This is a genomic window from Synechococcus sp. BO 8801 (assembly GCF_002252675.1).
Classification (GTDB): Bacteria; Cyanobacteriota; Cyanobacteriia; order PCC-6307; family Cyanobiaceae; genus Cyanobium.
This window is the reverse complement of sequence record NZ_NQKY01000027.1, coordinates 1-18,570: the sequence shown is the minus strand read 5'-3', so window position 1 is coordinate 18,570 and position 18,570 is coordinate 1. Positions and strand designations below refer to the sequence as shown.

18 protein-coding genes are annotated in these 18,570 nt (G+C 71.8%); 7 read left to right on the top strand and 11 right to left on the bottom strand.

What is annotated here, in order from left to right:
* The first annotated feature begins 43 nt into the window (after positions 1–43).
* The 4 genes from CJZ86_RS14820 to CJZ86_RS17170 all read left to right on the top strand — a co-directional run bounded on the left by CJZ86_RS14820 (position 44) and on the right by CJZ86_RS17170 (position 3,276).
* Positions 44–1,570 carry a carboxypeptidase M32 gene (locus CJZ86_RS14820; protein WP_094587114.1) on the top strand — a complete coding sequence of 509 codons (1,527 nt, stop codon included), beginning with the start codon at positions 44–46 and terminating at the stop codon, positions 1,568–1,570.
* 109 nt (positions 1,571–1,679) lie between these two features.
* Entirely contained in the window at positions 1,680–2,267 is a 588-nt protein-coding gene (locus CJZ86_RS14815) for an inorganic diphosphatase (protein WP_094587112.1), read from the top strand.
* A 46-nt stretch (positions 2,268–2,313) separates the two neighbouring features.
* A complete protein-coding gene (locus CJZ86_RS14810) occupies positions 2,314–2,958 on the top strand; it encodes a L,D-transpeptidase (protein ID WP_094587110.1) in 645 nt (214 codons plus the stop codon).
* A gap of 147 nt (positions 2,959–3,105) precedes the next feature.
* Positions 3,106–3,276: a DUF8633 family putative protein gene (locus tag CJZ86_RS17170; protein WP_190611742.1), complete on the top strand. Its 171-nt coding sequence runs from the start codon at positions 3,106–3,108 to the stop codon at positions 3,274–3,276.
* Here CJZ86_RS17170 and CJZ86_RS14805 read toward each other — a convergent pair.
* From CJZ86_RS14805 to rpoD, 7 genes are all read right to left on the bottom strand, one after another.
* Positions 3,222–5,261: a chloride channel protein gene (locus CJZ86_RS14805; RefSeq protein ID WP_094587108.1), complete on the bottom strand. Its 2,040-nt coding sequence runs from the start codon at positions 5,259–5,261 to the stop codon at positions 3,222–3,224. The two genes, CJZ86_RS17170 and CJZ86_RS14805, sit on opposite strands and share 55 nt — an antisense overlap.
* Complete coding sequence (hemC, locus tag CJZ86_RS14800) at positions 5,236–6,189, bottom strand: hydroxymethylbilane synthase (RefSeq protein WP_094587106.1); 954 nt, start codon at positions 6,187–6,189, stop codon at positions 5,236–5,238. Before hemC ends, CJZ86_RS14805 begins: the two co-directional genes overlap by 26 nt.
* A 107-nt stretch (positions 6,190–6,296) precedes the next feature.
* The gene (locus CJZ86_RS14795) at positions 6,297–6,698 is read right to left on the bottom strand and encodes a DUF1824 family protein (RefSeq protein WP_094587104.1); all 402 of its coding nucleotides are present in this window, start codon (positions 6,696–6,698) and stop codon (positions 6,297–6,299) included.
* The gene (locus tag CJZ86_RS14790) at positions 6,695–7,357 is read right to left on the bottom strand and encodes a phosphatase PAP2 family protein (protein WP_094587102.1); all 663 of its coding nucleotides are present in this window, start codon (positions 7,355–7,357) and stop codon (positions 6,695–6,697) included. Before CJZ86_RS14790 ends, CJZ86_RS14795 begins: the two co-directional genes overlap by 4 nt.
* Complete coding sequence (locus tag CJZ86_RS14785) at positions 7,357–9,171, bottom strand: ArnT family glycosyltransferase (RefSeq protein WP_094587100.1); 1,815 nt, start codon at positions 9,169–9,171, stop codon at positions 7,357–7,359. The genes CJZ86_RS14790 and CJZ86_RS14785 overlap by 1 nt, the downstream gene beginning before the upstream one ends.
* A 78-nt stretch (positions 9,172–9,249) precedes the next feature.
* A complete protein-coding gene (locus CJZ86_RS14780; protein WP_094587098.1) occupies positions 9,250–10,359 on the bottom strand; it encodes a glycosyltransferase in 1,110 nt (369 codons plus the stop codon).
* Positions 10,360–10,438: 79 nt separating this feature from the next.
* On the bottom strand, positions 10,439–11,752 hold the full coding sequence (gene rpoD, locus CJZ86_RS14775) for an RNA polymerase sigma factor RpoD (protein WP_094587096.1): 1,314 nt from the start codon (positions 11,750–11,752) through the stop codon (positions 10,439–10,441).
* Positions 11,753–12,215: 463 nt separating this feature from the next.
* On the opposite strand from rpoD, the gene priA reads away from it, so the two are divergent.
* Positions 12,216–14,576: a replication restart helicase PriA gene (gene priA / locus CJZ86_RS14770; protein WP_094587094.1), complete on the top strand. Its 2,361-nt coding sequence runs from the start codon at positions 12,216–12,218 to the stop codon at positions 14,574–14,576.
* Between the two features lie 43 nt (positions 14,577–14,619).
* Here priA and CJZ86_RS14765 read toward each other — a convergent pair whose 3' ends face one another.
* From CJZ86_RS14765 to CJZ86_RS14755, 3 genes are read right to left on the bottom strand one after another with little or no spacing between them, the layout of a single operon-like run.
* The gene (locus tag CJZ86_RS14765; protein WP_094587092.1) at positions 14,620–15,750 is read right to left on the bottom strand and encodes a DUF3153 domain-containing protein; all 1,131 of its coding nucleotides are present in this window, start codon (positions 15,748–15,750) and stop codon (positions 14,620–14,622) included.
* Positions 15,743–16,639: an acetylglutamate kinase gene (argB, locus tag CJZ86_RS14760; protein ID WP_094587090.1), complete on the bottom strand. Its 897-nt coding sequence runs from the start codon at positions 16,637–16,639 to the stop codon at positions 15,743–15,745. The genes CJZ86_RS14765 and argB overlap by 8 nt, the downstream gene beginning before the upstream one ends.
* A complete protein-coding gene (locus CJZ86_RS14755; RefSeq protein WP_094587088.1) occupies positions 16,636–17,223 on the bottom strand; it encodes a DUF2854 domain-containing protein in 588 nt (195 codons plus the stop codon). The genes argB and CJZ86_RS14755 overlap by 4 nt, the downstream gene beginning before the upstream one ends.
* Positions 17,224–17,282: 59 nt before the next feature.
* Between CJZ86_RS14755 and CJZ86_RS14750 the strand changes: the two genes are divergently transcribed.
* Positions 17,283–17,534 (top strand): DUF8666 family protein, encoded by a 252-nt coding sequence (locus tag CJZ86_RS14750; protein ID WP_094587086.1) that lies wholly within the window; start codon positions 17,283–17,285, stop codon positions 17,532–17,534.
* Here CJZ86_RS14750 and CJZ86_RS14745 read toward each other — a convergent pair whose 3' ends face one another.
* Positions 17,535–18,056, bottom strand: coding sequence for a single-stranded DNA-binding protein (locus CJZ86_RS14745; RefSeq protein WP_094587084.1), 522 nt, complete (start codon positions 18,054–18,056; stop codon positions 17,535–17,537).
* 32 nt (positions 18,057–18,088) lie between these two features.
* Between CJZ86_RS14745 and CJZ86_RS14740 the strand changes: the two genes are divergently transcribed.
* The coding region (locus CJZ86_RS14740; RefSeq protein WP_233134043.1) for a precorrin-6A/cobalt-precorrin-6A reductase at positions 18,089–18,570 on the top strand (482 nt) is incomplete at its 3' end.

Below are 18,570 nucleotides of genomic sequence, written 5' to 3'. Positions count from 1 at the left end.
GCGCCGCCAGCGCCATGCTGGCGCCACCGGCTCCACCGATCCCATGCCTGCAGCGGCTCCGGCCCTCGACCAGCTCCAGCGGCACCTGCACACCACCCGCCTGCTGGGCTCGATCAGCAGCACCCTCTACTACGACCAGAACACGGTGATGCCCGCCGCCGGTGCCCCCTGGCGCGGCGAGCAGCTGGCCCTGCTGGCCGCCCAGCTGCATGAGCGCCAGAGCAGTGACGCCTACGCCGATCTGGTGGCGGCGGCGGAGGCCGAACTGGATGGGGCCGCCCCTCCCCAGCGGCGCCGCAACCTGCAGCTGCTGCGCCTGGAGCTGAACCGCCAGCGCTGTCTCGATCCGGCCCTGGTCACCGCCCTGGCCCGGGCCCAGTCCCACGGCAACGCCGTCTGGCAGGAGGCCCGGGCGGCCAGCACCTTCGCCACCTTCGCCCCGGCGCTGCGGGAGCTGATCCGTCTGCGCCGCGAACAGGCCGGCCAGCTGGCGGACGCCGAACCCGTGGCCCGCAGCCCCTGGGAGATCCTGGCCCAGCCCTTCGAGCCCGACGTCAGCAAGGCCCGGCTGACGGAGCTGTTCGCCCCCCTGGCGGCGGAACTGCCGGGACTGCTGGAGACGGTGGCGGCCGCCCCGCCTGCGGGCCACCAGGAGCCCTTCGAGCTGACGGAGGGACTGCAGGAGCGGCTCTGCAGTGAGCTGCTCGACAGCTGGGGCTACGACGCGGCCCGCTGTCAGCGGTCCCGATCCGCCCACCCCTTCTCCTGCACCGTGGGCCCGCAGGACTTCCGCATCACCACCCGGGTGGTGGGGGGCCAGCCGTTCTCGGCCTTCCTGGCCACCGCCCATGAGTGGGGCCACTCCCTCTACGAGCAGGGCCTGCCCCGCAGTGACGACCACTACTTCCCCTGGCCCCTGGGGGAGGCCACCTCGATGGGGGTGCATGAGTCCCAGTCGCTGTTCTGGGAATGCCGCGTGGCCCGCAGCCGGGCCTTCGCCGAGCGCTGGCATCCCCGCTTCCAGGGGGGCCTGGGGTCCGACCCCTGGGGCGGCGCCTTCGGTTTCTGGCGGGCCCTCAATCCCCTGCGGCCGGGCCTGATCCGGGTGGAGGCCGATGAACTGAGCTACAGCCTCCACATCGTCATGCGCTTCGAGCTGGAGCTGGCCCTGCTGGAGCAGGAGATGCCGGTGGAGGAGCTGCCCGCCGCCTGGAACCGGCGCATGAAGGAGCTGCTGGGGCTGCAGCCCGCCACGGACGCCGAGGGCTGCCTCCAGGACATCCACTGGGCCGAGGGGCTGTTCGGCTACTTCCCCTCCTACGCCCTCGGCCACCTGATCAGCGCCCAGATCTCGGAGGCCCTCGAGCAGGAGATCGGCCCCATCGAGGCGCTGGTGGCTGCGGGGGAGACGGCCGCGCTGCAGAACTGGCTCGCCGGCAACATCTGGCCCCACGGCCGCTCGGTGAACGCCGAGGAACTCGTCGAGCGGGTCACGGGCCGGCCCCTGGGCGCCCAGCCCTTCCTCACCTACCTGCGCGCCAAGGTTGGCCAGCTGACCGGGGCGGGGTGAGCAGGGCGGGGTCACCGCGGCGGGCAGAGCGCAGCGGGGTGACCGCGGCGGCCAGAACCGGGCTCACGGGGCCCGATGCCTAAGATGCCGCCGCCGAAAAGCCCCCACCATGGCGAACATCGACCACGCCCCCAGCCGCACCATGCTGAACCTGCTGCATGTGCTGCCGGCCTTCGCCGATGAGGCCGAGCTGCGGCTCAACGCCATCGTGGAGCTCAACTCCAACACGATCAACAAATACGAGCTGATCACCGAAACCGGCCATCTGAAGCTGGATCGGGTGGGCTATTCCTCCCTCGCTTACCCCTTCGCCTACGGCTGCATTCCCCGCACCTGGGACGAGGACGGCGATCCCCTCGACATCGAGATCGTCGGCGTCACCGAGCCCCTGGTGCCTGGCAGCCTGGTGGAGGCCCGCATCATCGGCATCATGTGCTTCGACGATGGCGGCGAGGTGGACGACAAGGTGATCGCCGTCCTGGCAGACGACAAGCGCATGGACCACATCACCAGCTATACCCAGCTGGGTGAGCACTGGCTCAAGGAAACCCAGTACTACTGGGAGCACTACAAGGATCTGAAGAAGCCCGGCACCTGCAAGGTCAACGGCTTCCATGACACCGGCGAGGCCGTGCGCATCATCAAGGAATGCGAAGATCGCTATCTTTCCGTCGTCGATCCCCGTCTGGTCGACTGACGTCCACCGGCACCGCCACCGCGGTCCCTCCGATCCCGCTCCGCCCATGTCGCGCTCCCTGGTCCTGTCCGTGCTCCTGACCACCGGCTGGGGGGCCGCCATGGCGGGGGCCGCCGGAGCCGTCGAGGTGCCGGTGTCGGCCCCAGCGCCGGCGGCCACGAGCGCTCCCACCGGCGTGGCTCCGACCGGGCCCGCCAGCCTGGCCCCGGTCGCCCCAGGGGTGGTTGCCCCCGCCGTGGCCGCGCCCGCCACCGCCGCGCCTGCACCGGCGAAGGCCACCGTGACCAGCACCCGTGAAATCGTGCTGGAGCTGGGCAAGCGCACGATCAGCCTGCGGGACAACGGCAAGGTGCTGGGCAGCTGGCCCGTGGCCATCGGCGATTCCCGCACCCCCACCCCCAAAGGACGCTTCCTGGTGGAGACCAAGGTGGTCAATCCCCAGTACCAGAGCACGGCGAGCGGCAAGATCAACCCCACCAAGGGCCCCAATGGCCCCCTCGGAGACCGCTGGATCGGCTTCAAGAAGAGCGGCCCCAACCAGTACGGCATCCACGGCACCCCCAGCGCCTGGGCCTGGACCGTCACCTCCCGCTCCGCCGTCACCAACGGCTGTGTCCGGATGCTCACCCCCCATGTCCGCGCCCTGTTCGACCAGGTGGAGGTGGGAACACCGGTGGTTGTCAAACCCTGAACACCGAAGGGCGATTGCGGCGAATTCGGGAGCGACCGAAGAGATTCTGGAGATTGCCCAGGAAGGGTTTGATGTCTGGGTGCAAACACCTAATGTCTTGAAACTCGATCAACAGCGGCGCCCTCCAGAACCGCCGATATCCCTCCCATGTTCGATTCCACTCACGAACCCACCACCGATCAGCTGAACAGCACGTCGCTGAAGTGGGGCAACGACGGTGAGCTCTCCGAACTGGACCTGCAGCGGATTCTGGGCCTGCTCTCTCAGGCTGATCCCGTCGCCGAGGCCCTGATGGAGGGCCGCTCCGAAGCGGCCTGAAAGCGTCGGGCCTGGGCCCTGGCCATGCCGTCGCGGCTGGCCATCCCCCGCAGCCTGTCCACCGCCAGTCCCCCGGTGGGCAGTCCATGGGGGAGATGGTCCCCCGATCCTCCCTCCAGCTCGAAGACCGGCAGCTGCCGCAGGCCATTGGGCCTCAGCTGATCTTCGAGGCGATCCAGGTGCACCCCGGTCGGCAACCAGACCAGGTCGGTGCGCAGGCAATCCTCGAGGCACAGCGGTTCCTGGCGACGGAGATCGGAGCCGAGACCTCGCTGCAGGTCGCCGATCGTCACCAGCCCCAGGGCCAGCCCGGCCCGCTCCACCAGCAGGCAGTGGCCATGGCTGTCGATCAGCCTGGCCAGGGCCGCTGAGGCCGTCAGGGAGGCGGGCAGAACCAGGGGCGCCTCCGGTTCGAAGGCCTCCTCCACCGGGATGGCCGCCAGCTGGCTGCGGCGGCGTTCCTCCAGGGGATCCGGCCCCATCAGGCCGGGATCCTGGATGCCCTGCCAGCGCTCCACCAGGGCGGCGCTGAGGCCGGCCGCCGCCATCAGCGGCAGCACGATGCGGATGTCACGGGTGAGCTCGAACAGCAGCAGCAGCGCCGTGAGCGGAGCCCGGGCGCTGCCCGCCAGCACCGCCGCCATGCCCACCATGGCGTAGGCGGGGGGTTCGGCCACCGGCAGATTCAGGCCGCCGCTGCCCAGCGCCTGGCCGTAACAGCTCCCCAGCACCGCCCCCAGGAACAGGGAGGGGGCGAAGCCGCCGCCCACGAAGCCGGTGGCGTTGCTGACGGTGGTGGCCACCAGCTTGACGCCGATCAGGGCCACCAGGGTGAGCAGGGGGATGCCGCCATCCCGGCCCAGCAGGGCTTCAATCGTGTCGTAGCCGACGCCGAGCACCTGGGGGAACACCAGGGCCATGCCCCCGAGGGCCGCCCCTCCCAGGGCCGTGGGCAGGCCGGGCGGCAGCCGCCGCACCACGGCCTGGACCCGCTCGTCGCGGCCGGCGGCCAGCAGCCGGATCAGCAGCCAGGACATCAGGCTGGCCAGCAGGCCCAGCCCCAGATACAGGGGCAGCTCCAGCGGTGAGCGCACCTCGTAGGCGGGCAGGCGCAGGATCGGCGTGTCGCCCAGGCACAGCTGGGTCACGAGCGCCGAGGCCACCGCCGCCACCAGCACCGCCCGCAGGCTGGGACGTCCCGGGATGGCGCTGTAGCTGCCCTCGAAGGCGAAGAACACCCCGGCGATGGGGGCCTTGAATCCGGCCGCCAGGCCCGCCGCCACCCCGGCCCCCACCAGGGCCTTCTGGGCCTGGGGGGAGAGGCGACCCTTCAGGGCCACCCAGAGGCCGATGTTGCCACCTCCCTCCACGCTGGGCCCCTCCGGCCCGAGGGAGGCGCCGCTGCCCAGGCTGAGGGACGCGGCCACCAGCCGCAGCAGGGGCAGGCGCGGCTCACCCCCCTGGCGCCCGTCGGCGATCGCCATCAGGCTCGACAGACCCGGGCCGATGCTGCCGGCGACATGGCGCAGCAGGCCCACCGCCAGACCGCCGAGGGTCGGCACCACCACCACGGGCCAGAGGGCCAGCCAGTCCGGCGGGGTGGGCAGGCTGATCGGTGGGGGTTCGGGGGGCGGGGGCGGTGCCGCCGCCAGCAGGCCGATGCCATCGAGCCCGAGCTGGAGCAGGGCCCGCAGGGGGGTGCCGCTGTCGGGCGCGAGCGGCGGCAGATCAATCGGCGGCAGGTCGGCGGGGGTGGTGGGCGAGGAGCGCCCGATCACCAGCAGGCCCTCGACGAAGGGGCCGAACAGGAAGTTGTTGATGAAGCCCAGCAGCTCGTGGAACGCCACCACCGCCAGGCCGGTCAGGGTGCCGACCAGGGCCGCCCAGGCCAGCAGGTTCCACTGGAAGGGAAGGCCGCGCAGGTCGGCCTCAGCCCCTTGGGCCCTGGGGCCGCTGGCCTCAGCTTCCGGGGCGGACGGTGGCAAAGATCTCCTCCAGGATCTCCCCGGCCCCCTGGGACCGGAGGGTGCCAGCCAGGGCCACCCCGATCGCCTCGGGATCGGTGGCAGGTCCGCGGCAGCTGTCGCGCAGCAGGCGCTGGCCGTCGATGCTGGCCACCATGCCGGTGAGCACGAGCTCGTCGGCCTCGAAGTGGGTGTTGACGCCGATGGGCACCTGGCAGCCGCCCTCCAGGCTGCGCAGGAAGGCCCGCTCGGCCAGGCAGCGGCGGGCGGTGGGCTGGTGCTCCAGCACGGCGATCGTCTCGAGCACGGCCGTGTCGCCGGCGCGGCATTCGATGCCCAGGGCCCCCTGGCCCACGGCATGCAGCGAAATCGAGGGATCGATCAGCTCGTGGATGCGCTCACCGAGGCCGAGGCGGGTGAGACCCGCCGCCGCCAGGATCAGGCAGTCGTAGACGCCGGCGTCGAGCTTCTCCAGCCGGGTGATCACGTTGCCCCGCACGTCCTTGAACACCAGGTGGGGGTAGTGGTGACGCAGCTGGGCCAGGCGGCGCAGGGAGCTGGTGCCCACCACGCTGCCCTCGGGCAGGGTGGCCAGGGTGCGGTCCCGGTGCCGCTCATGCACCACCAGGGCATCGGCCGGATCCTCCCGCTCGGTGATGCAGCCCAGGATCAGGCCCTCCGGCAGGTTGGTGGGCAGGTCCTTGAGGCTGTGGACGGCGATGTCGGCCCGGTCGACCAGCATCTGGGCCTCCAGTTCCTTGGTGAACAGGCCCTTGTCGCCGATCTTGGCCAGGGCCACATCCAGAATCTTGTCCCCCTGGGTGGCCATCGCCTCGATCGTGATCGCCAGCCCGGGGTGGGCGCTGGAGAGCTCATCACGCACCCAGTGGGTCTGGACCATGGCCAGCTGGCTGCGGCGGGAAGCGATGCGCAGGGTGGAGCTGGTCATCGGAAGCTTCGGGCGGCAGCAACCGCTGCCAGGCAACAGCCGCCCAGCCTAGGCATCGGTCCGTCCCGCCCCCGATCCAACGGACGGAACGTGATCAGCTGATGGGATCAGGCGAACAGATCGAGCGGCAGGGGCCCCCAGGTGTCCTCGGCGTCCGGATCGGAAGCCGCGTGGCCGGTGATCAGGATCCCCTCGCCGAGGCCCTCCTCGCGGCGGAGATGGAACAGTCCCGTGCGCTGGTTGCCCTTCAGGAACACCGGACCGGGCTCCCCTTCGCCGGGGTCCCCCGGCTGCAGGCTCGACCACCCCTGGGCCGCCTCCAGCTGGCGCAGGGCCGTCAGGGCCGCACCTGCCGAGGGGGCCATGATCCCGATCGTGAACCACTCACAGGCCCCCAGCCGGGGGGCGAGCTCCCGGCGAAGCGAGGAGGCCGTCTCCCCATCGAGGGAAGGGGCGGTGCGCAGGCCCCGCAGACCGTTCAGGCCGGAGCTGGGCAGGTCGGTGGTCAAGGGGATCGCCGTGGTCGAACCGTCCCACTCTGGGGGTCGGCGGGGGGCGGATCGCGCCAGAAGGCCAGGCACACGGTCAGCCAGGCCAGCCCGACGGCGGCGCCCGCCAGCAGATCCGTGGGCCAGTGGGCCCGCACGTAGAGGGTGCTGAGCCAGACCAGACCCACCAGCCCGCAGGCCACCACCGCCAGGGTGCGCCGCAGGCGGGGATGGTGGGACCCCAGGATCACCACCATGGCGAAGTAGAAGGCCACGGCCCCGGCGGCATGGCCGCTGGGGAAGCTGTGACCGTCCAGCGGCAGCAGGCTGCCCGGCGGGCGCTGGCGGCTGAACAGGGGCTTGAACACCAGATCCACCAGGATCAGGATGCCGCCGGTGGCCATCACCAGCAGGCGCAGGTCCTTCCACCAGCGCCGCCGCAGCAGGTGGATCAGGGCCATCGCCACCAGGACGGCGGTGAAGCCGACGCCGGTGGCCCGGTACACCTGGGTCAGCACCCCGCCCACCAGGCCGTGGAAATGGTTGCCCAGCCAGTCCAGGACGGCGGCGTCCAGCAGGGCCAGGGGCCGGCCCGGGGCCACGGCCACGAACAGCCCCACCAGCACGACCAGACAGCCGGGCAGCAGGATCCTGTCCCGGGGCAGCAGATGGAACCCCATCACGGCACCAGATGGTGTCGGGGCACCCGCCAGAGGGCCAGCTCACCGGTGCGGGCCAGCCGCTCGATCCCCTGCGGGGGCAGGGCCAGGGCCTCGAGATCGCGGCGATCACCCACCAGGCGCACGGAGCGAGTGCCCGGCGCCAGGGCGAGGGCGGCAGGGCCCTGCAGGGCAAGCTGGTTGATGTGGTGGCGATCGGAAACGAAGACGGCCTCCGGCTCGCCGTAGAACAGCAGGCTGTAGCGCAAGGTGCCGACGATCAGCAGCGGCTCATCGGGCCTGGCGGCGGCCTGGGCGGCGCGGGCCATCTGGCGCAGGGGCACCTGACGCTCCCGGTCCAGCAGGGGGCCGAGGGGGGCGATCACCAGGCCGAGCACCGCCAGGAACCCGGCCAGACTCGGCACCCACAGCCAGTCGGTGGCCTGCGGCCGCAGCAGCAGCGTCAGCAGGGCCAGGGCCGTCAGCCCCAGACACAGCGAGAGCGCCAGGGGCAGCCCTGAGCTCGACAGGGCGGCGCCGAACTCCGGATAGGCGGGATCCCCCGCCACCCAGCCCGGGGCCAGGGCGGCCGCCACCGCCATGGCGCCCAGCAGCAGCACCTCGAGGCCGGCGGCGATCCGCACCCCCGTCCGCCCCGGGGACGTCCCCGCTGGGGTGGTCGCCTCCGGCAGGGGGCGCCACAGCAGCGCCACCAGCAGGCTCGCCGCCGGCAGGGCCGGCAGGATGTAGCCGGGCAGTTTGGTGGCGGCGGCGGAGAAGAAGGCCACCACCAGCACCAGCCAGAGCAGCAGGAACAGCCCCAGTTCTGCCGGGGCGCCGCCGTCGCCGGAAGGATCGGCGGCCGCCGTTCGCCAGCGGGAGGGCCGCCAGAAGCCCTGGGCCGCAATCGCCAGGGGCAGGAACAGCGACCAGGGCAGCACCAGCAGCACCAGCCAGGGCAGATAGAACCAGGGGGGGCCGGGGTGGTCGTAGAGCACCGTCGTGAAGCGCTGCAGGTTGCTGAACCCCAGGAAGCCGCCGATGAAGTCGCCGCCGTTGACGGCCGCCGCCGCCGCGTACCAGGGGGCGCTCACCCCGAGGAACAGGGCCACCATGGCCAGCAGGGGCCGCCAGCGCAGCCAGGCTCGCCAGTGGCCGGTGAGCAGCAGGAAGACCACCACCACCAGACCCGGCAGCAGCAGACCCACCGGGCCCTTGGCCAGCACGGCGATGCCCGCGAACAGCGCCATCGCCACCCGGCCGAGGGGCGCCCGCCAGGGGTCGGCCCGGTGGCGATGGGCCAGCAGGAAGCCGAACAGCGCCAGGCTGATGGCGCTGGAGAGGAACATGTCGGTGGTGGAGGTGCGTCCCCAGCCGATCCAGCCCGGGGTCGTGGCGATCACCCCGGCCGCCACCACACCCCTGAGGAGCCTGGGCCGGCCCGCCTCTCCCGCCGGGGACCAGGCCAGCATCAGGCCGAAGGCCGCCACCACCACGGCACTGGCGGCGAGGGCCACCGGCAGTCGCGCGGCCCATTCGCTGACCCCGAACAGCCGGAAGCTCAGCCCCACCATCCAGTAACCCCAGACGGGGTAATCGAAAAAGCGTTCGCCGTTCCACCAGGGAGTGACCCAGTCACGCCGCTCCATCATCTGGTGGCCCACCTCCACGAACAGGGCCTCGGTCTTGTCCATCAGGCCGAGGCTGCCCAGGCCCTGGAAGAAGGCCAGCCAGCAGATCAACAGCAACCAGAGGGCGCTCAGCACCCAGACCAGTTGCGTGTGGCTACGGGCGCGGACACCCTCCGGCTGGGCCCCCCGGGCAGCAGACACCATGCTGGGTCGACGACGAGATCAAGGGGAAGTTAAGGCCAGGGCCCGCCGACCTGTCCCGGGGCCCTGGGCTGGACGGCCCTAAGGCGTGTTCCAGACGAAGCGGGAGGACGCCGCGTACTTCCAGACGAAGTCGACGGCGATGCCGGCCAGCAAGGCCAGCAGCGGCTGGGGAGTGACCTGCCGGTAGAACGCCGAGGACACCCCCACATTGGCCGCCATGCCCAGGGAGGTGACCAGCAGGAAGCGGATCAGGCCGAACACCAGGGCAATGCCGCTGAGCTGCTGGGAGCGGAAGGTCAGCACATTGTTGATCAGGTAGTTGGAGCAGCCGGCGCTGACCACCGCCACCACCTGGGCCTGCTCGAAACTGAGGCCGAGAAGGTCCTGGCTGAGGGCGAACATCAGCAGGTGGATGCCGATGCCCGTGCCGCCCACCAGCGCAAAGCTGACGGCCCGCCGCGGCACCATGCGCAGCAGCAGGGTGTGCAGGATCGAGACACCCAGATCCCAGATCACGGCCAGGTTGAGCTTCGATTCCCCGGCGTTGCGGGGCTGGAAACTCAGGGGCACCTCAGCCACCGCCAGATGGCCGTGGCTGAGGGCCAGCAGTTCATAGAGAAACTTGAAGCCATTGACATCCACCTGCCTCACATAGGGAAGGCAACGCTCGGGGCGCAGGGCGAAGAAACCGCTCATGTAGTCGGTCAGATGGCGGTAGCGGGGCAGGCTGAACCGGGCCACCGAATTCGCCCAGGTGGAGTTCCGCTCCCTCCGCTCGCTCAGGCCCATGATCGTGGCCGCGGGATGGAAGCGGCTGCCGACCATGAGATCGCCGCCACTCTCGAGCAAGGCGGAGACCGCATGGGCCACCGAGGCGGGTTCATGCTGGCCATCGCTGTCCATGACCACCACCACATCGCCGGTGGCGTCCAGGATCCCCTCCTTGATGGCGCTGGAGAGGCCGAAGCGCCCGACACGGCGGATCAGCCGGACGCAACCATGGCGGTGGGCCAGCATCCGCACCTTGTCTGATGTTCCATCACTGGAATCATCATCAACGAACAGCAATTCGAGATCGAAGCTGTCTCTCAGGGGCAGGAGTTGCTCGACGATGGGCTCCACATTGGAGCACTCGTTGAAGGTGGGCAGCACAACCGTCAGGCGCAGGAACTGATCCCGTTCCGTCATCGGAGTTCAGGCGAGCTGCTGAAGAAGACGACCATGCACTCGCCAAACAGTCTGTGGATTCTCCGGCAGTGGAAGGACGTTACTTGATGTACTCCTTCAGGACACCATTGCGGTTGGGGTGGCGCAGCTTGCGCAGGGCCTTGGCTTCGATCTGCCGAATGCGCTCGCGCGTGACGTCGAAGATCTGGCCGATCTCTTCAAGGGTCTTCATACGGCCGTCATCGAGGCCGTAGCGCAGGCGCAGCACGTCCCGCTCGCGGGGGCTGAGGGTGGCGAGCACACCTTCGAGATCCTCACGCAGCAGATTCTTGGCGACATCCTGCTCCGGATTCTCGATATCGGCCTCGATGAAGTCGCCGAGCCTGGAGTCTTCCTCCTTACCGATGGGAGTTTCGAGGGAGATCGGCAGCTGGGCGGATTTGGCGATGAAGCGCAGCTTCTCGATCGTCATCTCCATGCTCTCGGCGATCTCCTCCTCAGTGGGCTTGCGACCGAACTCCTGGGACAGGGTCTTGGTGGTCTTCTTGATCCGGGAGATCGTCTCGTAGAGGTGAACGGGAAGGCGGATGGTGCGGCTCTGATCGGCGATCGCACGGGTGATCGCCTGACGGATCCACCAGGTGGCATAGGTGGAGAACTTGTAGCCCTTCTCGTGGTCGAACTTCTCGGCGGCGCGGATCAGGCCGAGGCTGCCTTCCTGGATCAGGTCCTGGAAGGACAGACCCCGGTTCATGTACTTCTTGGCGATCGAGACGACCAGCCGCAGGTTCGACTGGACCATCTTCTCCTTGGCCCGCCGACCCAGCATCAGCCGACGGCGGAACTTGATCAGCGGCATGTCGAAGATCGCCGCCCATTCCTTGGTGTCAGGGAAATGGCCCTTGTCGGCCTCAAACTCGGCCGCCTTCTCCTCCAGCTCGAGCAGATCGGCGATCTTGCGGGCCAGCTCGATCTCCTCATCGGGCCGCAGCAGGCGGATGCGCCCGATCTCCTGGAGGTAGACGCGAATCGAATCCTCGGTGTAGACGCCCTTCGGGCCCACCTTGATGCTGGCGAGGGCCTTGGCGCCCTTGGCGTCCTTGCGGAGGTCGCCGCCGGTCTCGGGCAGATCCTCATCCCCGTCGAGGCCGTCGTCGAGGACCACCTCAGCGGGCTTCTCGACGGCGACTTTGGCGGCCGCGGTTTTGGCCGCCGCGGGCTTGGCTGTCGTCCGGGAGCTGGCTTTGGCGGCAGGCTTGGCGGCCCCAGCCTTGGGGGCGGCCGTTCGGGCACGGGCCGCGGTCTTCCGAGCCGTCACCGCCGAGGGGTCGATGGGCAGCACCTCGCCGGTGGCGGAGACGGTGGCCAGGATCTCAGGAACGGCGGCTTTGGCCTTGGCGGCGACTGGGCTCATGGAAACGACGCGAAAGGGAGTGGGGTGGGGGGGGAGTGAAGCGGGCGAGGAAAAGGCGGGCGGGGCTGAAGGCCCGGACATGGTCAGGAGCGGGATGCCATCAGCCGGTTCCGGTGCTCCGGGTCGCTGAATCAGGCCCCCATCCTCCACGGTGCCGGTACGGAGCCGGCCGGGAGGGCAAGGAGAGCATCAAGACCTCGCGGGATGGGATGACCCCCCTCACGGAGCCCCTGCCGATGGATGGTGGATGGATCGCTCCAGGAGCGTGATTGGGATGGTGGAAGTCGGCCAGAGCCGGTGCAGGGCTGTCACGGGTGGTCTCAGACCGGAGGAATGAACAGGGAGTGAATCCCTGGAACCTCAGCGGGTCTTCCCTGTGGACGGAACTCTGCGCGGTTCCGACGGCAGCCTTGCGGGCGGCCCAACCCCGTCATCCTAGGAATGGCATGAGATCTTTGCAAGATTGCCAGCCAGCTCCTCACCCTCCCCACCCGGCCCAGCGCCTCCAGGCTGGCTGGAGGTCTGGCTGGAGGCCGGCCGGGAAGGGCGGACCTTCACCTATGCCAACCCCTCAGGCCTGGCCATCGGGGTGGGGGACCTGGTGCGGGTCCGCCTGCAGGGGCGGCCCCACACGGGCCTGGTGGTGGCGACGGCCGCGGCCTGTCCGGCCGCCATGGAGGGACGGGCGGTGCTGCCGGTGGACGCGGTGCTGGAGAGCGCCGCGATCGACCCGCTCTGGCAGGCCCTGCTGGAGGGCGTGGCCCGGCAGTGCCACACCGGCCTGTTCCGCACCCTCAAGAGCGCGCTGCCGCCGGGCTGGCTGGGGCAGGCCCGCCGCCCCCCCGGCCAGGGGCGGGTCCTCTGGACGGTGCGGCCCAACCCGGCCGCGGCCGGTGAGACCGTCACCCCCCGCCAGCAGGCGCTCCTCGACCACCTGGCCAGCCATGGGGGAACGCGGCTGCTGCGCGATCTGGTGCAGGAGGCCGGCTTCGGCCGCTCCCTGATCGGAACCATGGAGCGCCGGGGCCTGCTCCTGCGGGAGGCCGGCCGGGGCCCATCGGGGGCCGGCGGCGCCAGGGGCCTGGCCGGGGGGCGGGGCGCTGGGCCGGCCCCCCTGGAAAGCGCCCAGCCCCCCAGTCCGGCCCAGGCCGCGGCGCTGGCGGCCATCGCCGACGCGCCGCCGGGCCAGAGCCTGCTGCTCTGGGGGGTGACGGGTTCCGGCAAGACCGAGGTCTACCTGCAGGCCGCGGCCCGGGAGCTGGCGGCGGGGCGCAGCGTGCTGATCCTGGCCCCGGAGATCGGCCTCATCCCCCAGCTGCTGGACCGCTGCCGGCGCCGCTTCGGTCCCGCGGTGATCGAATACCACAGCGGCATGGGCGACGGGGAGCGGGTCCTGGCCTGGCGGCGCTGCCTCGAGGCGGCCCGGCAGCACGAGCCCTGCCTGGCCGTGGGCACCCGCTCCGCCGTCTTCCTGCCGCTGGGCCAGCTGGGCCTGATCGTGCTCGACGAGGAACACGATGCCTCCTACAAGCAGGAGAGCCCGATGCCCTGCTACCACGCCCGGGAGGTGGCCAGGCTGCGGGCCCGCCAGACGGGGGCCCGGCTGGTGCTCGGCAGTGCCACCCCCTCCCTGGAAACCTGGTGGCGCTGCCAGCCGCGCCCCCAGGGCCAGCCCGCCGACACCCGCCTCCTGCCGCTGCCGGAGCGGATCGGCCAGCGCCCCCTGCCGCCGGTGCGGCTGGTGGACATGCGCCAGGAGCTGGTGGACGGCCACCGCCGCCTGATCAGCCGCCCCCTGATGGCCCGGCTGGAGACCCTGCAGGAGCGGGGCGAGCAGGCGGTTGTGCTGGTGCCGCGGCGCGGCTACCGCTCCTTCCTGAGCTGCCGCAGCTGCGGCGAGGTGGTGCTCTGCCCCCACTGCGACGTGGCCCTCACCGTCCACCGCGGCCCCCGGGCCGGCGACCGGGAGGGGCGGGAGTGGCTGCGCTGCCACTGGTGCGACCACCGCCAGGAGATGGGGGATCGCTGCGGCCACTGCGGTTCCACCGCCTTCAAGCCCTTCGGCGCCGGCACCCAGCGGGTGATGGAGCAGCTGGCGACGGAACTGGAGGGCCTGCGGCTGATCCGCTTCGACCGGGACACCACCCGGGGCCGGGATGGCCATCGCCGCCTGCTGGAGCGCTTCGCGGCCGGCGAGGCGGACGTGCTGGTGGGGACCCAGATGCTCGCCAAGGGCATGGACCTGCCCCGGGTGACGCTGGCGGCGGTGCTGGCGGCCGACGGCCTGCTGCACCGGCCGGACCTGCGCGCCGCGGAGCAGTGCCTGCAGCTGCTGCTCCAGCTCGCCGGCCGCGCCGGGCGGGGCGAGCGCCCCGGCGAGGTGCTGGTGCAGACCTACAGCCCCGACCACCCCGTGATCCGTCACCTGGTGGACGGCCGCTACGCCGCCTTCCTGGCCGAGGAACTGGAGCTGCGGCGCCAGGGGTCCATGGTGCCCTTCGGTCGGGCCTGCCTGCTGCGGCTAGCCGGTCCCACCGCCAGCGGCACGGCCACGGCCGCCGCCGCCCTGGCCGAACGGATCCGCCCCGCCGTGGAGACGGCCGGCTGGGTGGTGATCGGACCGGCCCCCGCCCCCGTGGCCCGGGTGGCGGGCCGGAGCCGCTGGCAGCTGCTGCTGCACGGCAGCCTGGGGGCGGCGGATGGAGCGGCGCACGGGGAAAGCGATGGGGGAACGGCGCTGCCCCTTCCCCCCGAAGCCGACCTGCGCCGGGCCCTGCCCCCGGGGGTGAGCCTGACGATCGATCCCGACCCCCTGGAACTCTGAGCCGGCGGCCCGGCGACCGCGGCCGGGGGATCAGGCCGGGGAATCAGGCCGGCAGCTCCGGCAGGCCGAAGCCCAGCCGCTGGCGGATCGCCTGCAGGCCGAGCACCAGCGGCAGGACCAGGCCCACCGCCGCCGCCCCCAGCCCCAGGCCGCTCCAGCGCCAGCAGCGAAGTTCCAGGACGTTGACCTGCCCGGGCTGGAGGGGCCAGAGCAGGCGGCGGCCGCTGCCGTCCCCGGCAGGGGCCGCGGCGATGGCGGCGGGGCTCGCCCGCAGGACCGCCGCCGGCCGCACCGGGGCGAGCACGACCGCCAGATCCAGCCCAGGGATCGCCTCGAGGGCCTGGAGATCAAGCTCCAGCCGCAGGTGCTGGCGGACGCCCAGCAGCCAGTTGCGTTCCTCCCAGACCACCACCGGCGCCGCCAGGGGGACGCCGCTGAGCCGGCCCGCCACCTCCAGGCTGCCCGCCAGGGCTCCGAGGGCCTCGAGGGCGGGCAGCACGGGGGTGGAGACCAGCTGGTCGCCGCTCCCCCCCGAGGGGCGGAACGGGCCGGGGGCAGGGATCCCCTCAGCGTGACCTTCGAGGGCCGCAACGAACCGCCGCTGCCAGGGGGTGCCGGTGCCGGTGTCACTGCGCAGCTGGTGGCTGACCTGGAGCCTGCCGGGGCCCTCGAAGCGCAGCTCGGTGCGCACCTCCATGCAGCCCCCCAGCAGGGCTGCCAGCAGCACCAGCACCACCGCCACGACGACGGCGAACCCGACCGGCGCCCGGGTGGGCCCCACCGGCGGTGGCGGCGGCGGCTCGGGGCGGCGGCGGGAGCGGCGGCTGACCCCGGCGCCGACCCCTTCGAGGGGGGTGGTGCCGGAAAGATCCGGCAGGGTCAGCGACCAGTTGCTGGGACGGCGCAGCTCCGGGGCCTCCAGCACCAGCAGCAGGGCCTTGGCCTGGGCCCGCAGGGTCGCATCGCGGCAGCGCACCAGGCCGCGGCAGCAGGCGGCCGCCTGGTCGGTGCGCCCCTGGCCCATCAGGGCGGTGGCCATCAGCAGCCGCAGCTCGGCGCCGGCGGCGGTGAGGGGGGAGCGTTCCTCCTGGAGGGGCTCGAGCAGCCGCAGCACCTGGCCGTACTCACCGCGATCGAGGGCCCGGCGGGCTTCGGCCAGCGGATCCTCAGCCATCGAGCAGGCCGGGGCTGCCCACCACCATGGTGCCGATGCCGGCGTTGGTGAACACCTCCAGCAGCAGGGAATGGGACACCCGGCCATCGATGATGTGGGCCGCCTTCACCCCCTGGGCCAGGGCCCGGATGCAGCATTCGGTCTTGGGGGTCATCCCCCCCTCCACCACCCCGTCGGCGATCAGCCCGCGGGCCTCCGAGAGGCTGAGCTGGCGGATCAGGCTGGCGGGGGCATGGCGGTCGCGGAGGATGCCGGGGGTGTCGGTCAGCAGAATCAGCTTCTCAGCCTGCAGGGCCGCGGCCAGCTCGCCGGCCACCGTGTCGGCATTGATGTTGTGGGCCAGACCATCGGCATTGGGGGCCACGCTGGAGATCACCGGGATGTAGCCGGCCGCGAGCAGGGGGGTGAGCACCGAGGGATCCACCCGGGCCACATCGCCCACCACTCCGAGGGTGCCGTCCCCCATGGTGCGGGCCTGCACAAGACCGCCGTCGCTGCCGGAGAGGCCCACGGCCCGGCCGCCCACCCGGTTGAGGCCATTGACGATCTGCTTGTTGACGCGCCCGACCAGCACCATCTCCACCACGTCCATGGTGTCGGGACAGGTGACCCGCAGGCCGTCCTGGAAGCGGGGCTCGATCGCCAGCTTCTCCAGCCACTGGTTGATCTCCGGGCCGCCGCCGTGCACCACCACCGGCTGGACGCCGACGCAGGCCAGCAGGGCCAGGTCGCGGAAGACGGCATCGCGCAGGTCCTCGCGCACCATGGCCGCCCCGCCGTACTTGATCACGATGCGGCGGCCGGCGAAGCGCTGGATGTAGGGCAGGGCTTCGCTGAGCACGGACACCCGCAGGGTGTCTTCCGCGCTGATGTGCCGATCGGGACTCAAGGGACGGGGGCGGCGAGGGACGGGTCGGAGGGGGCCGGGCCAGGGGAGGTGGCCGGCAGCAGGCTCAGCTGCAGGCGGCCGGGGCCGGCCTGCTGGAGGTCGGCCGTGAGGCCGGGACCGAAGAAACGGCCCAGACGCTCCAGCCGATCCTGCCAGCGCTCGTAGGCCACCCCGTGGCACTCGATCGTCAGCCGCAGCCCGTAGCCGCCGCCGGCCTCCAGCTCCTCGACGGCCACCAGCTGGGGTGGGGCGTCCTCGTCCCAGAGCTTGAGGGCCTCGAGGGAACTCTCCAGGTGGGCCTTCTGTCCGTAGCGCCAGCGGGTGACGTCGGCCAGCAGCTTGCGCAGGGGTTCGTTGCCGGGCTGCTGGCGCAGGTCGCGCAGCTTGGCGGCAGGCGTGAGCCGCTCGGCGGGGGGCAGCTCGGAGGATTTCAGGGCCAGGCCCCCCAGCAGGATCGGCACGCCGTAGAAGACACCGGCCAGGCTGATGTTGGGGCTGTCGGTGGCGTAGGCGATCGATCCGATCACGGTGAGAACGGCACCGGCCACGGTCACCAGGCTGCCGGGGGAGAGAAACGCTTGCATCGCCCCATTCTCCGTCAGCGGGGGCCAGGATGGCGTCCCAGGCTCCGCCCCGCCGCCCCATGGCCAGCCCCCAAGCCAGCGCGCAAGACGGCTTCAACGCCAGCCCCGTGGGGGCATCCGCCGACATCGACACCCCCTGGAGCGTGCCAGAGGCCGCCAGCACCGCCGAGCTGCTCAGCCAGCTGGGGGAGGACAGGCTCTGGCTGCTGCGCCAGCTGGACAGCGGCCGCTGGAGCGAGTGGCGGCTGGATCTGGCGGCCCTGGAGCGGGAACTGGGTCAGCTGATTGACCAGGCCGCCGAACGGCTCTGATCAGAAGGGGATCTCGTCATCGTCCCCCAGGGGGACCAGCGGAGAGGTGTCCCAGACAGGGGCGGCCGGCTCGGCGGGAGCTGCCGTGGCCGACCGGGAGGGCGCCGGTGCGGGGGCCCGACGGGGGGCGGGGGTGGCGGCCCCGGCGGGGCGCGGGGTCGGCAGGGGGGCCGGGCTGCGGGCCGGCTCCGCAGCCGATGACGGGGCGCCGCCGCTGCCGGGGCTGAGGGGATGGAGACGTGCCAGGGTGAATTCGGCGCGCTTCTCCTTGACCCCGTCCTGGCGGGTGACGGTGTTCATGCGCAGCCGGCCCTCGAGCACGAAGCGCTGGCCCACCTGCACCCTGTTCTGGAGATCCTGGGCCAGGTTGCCCCAGCCCACCACCTTCAGCTGGCCCGGGGGATCATCGGGGCGAAGGCCCTCGATCTGGACGGCCATTTCGGCCACCGGCGTCTGGTTGTCCTGGGTGTAACGCACCTGGGGCGCCTCCAGGACCTCCACCTCCAGCAAGCAGTGATTCACGCCCGGACCAACGGATGGGAGGACCCATCCTGATGCATCCGCCCCACGGGATCCAGGCCGATCCGCCCGGTCGTGCCGGCGGCTGCGACGGGAGCGGCGGTGCTGACGGCCGGATCTGGCTGGTGGCCGGCACGGGGGAGGGGCCACCCCTGGCCCGGGAGCTGCTGGCCAGGGGCTGGCGCCTGAAGGTCTCGCTGGTGAGCCGGGCCGCCGCCCTGGCCTATGGCGCCCACCCCCGCCTGGAGCTGGCGGTGGGCGCGATCGGGGGGACCGACGGGCCCGAGGCCGGGGTCGCCGCCGAACTGGCCGACGCCGGACTCCGGGGCGCCCCTTACACCTGGGTGATCGATGCGACCCACCCCTTCGCCACCCGCATCAGCGCCGCCCTGGCCGACGGCTGCGCAGGCCGCTCCCAGCCCCTGCTGCGGCTGCTGCGGCCCGACCTGAACGCCGCCGGTGCCCAGCCTCTGGCCGATCTGGCCGGCCTCGGGCGCCTGTGCCGGCCGGGGGAACG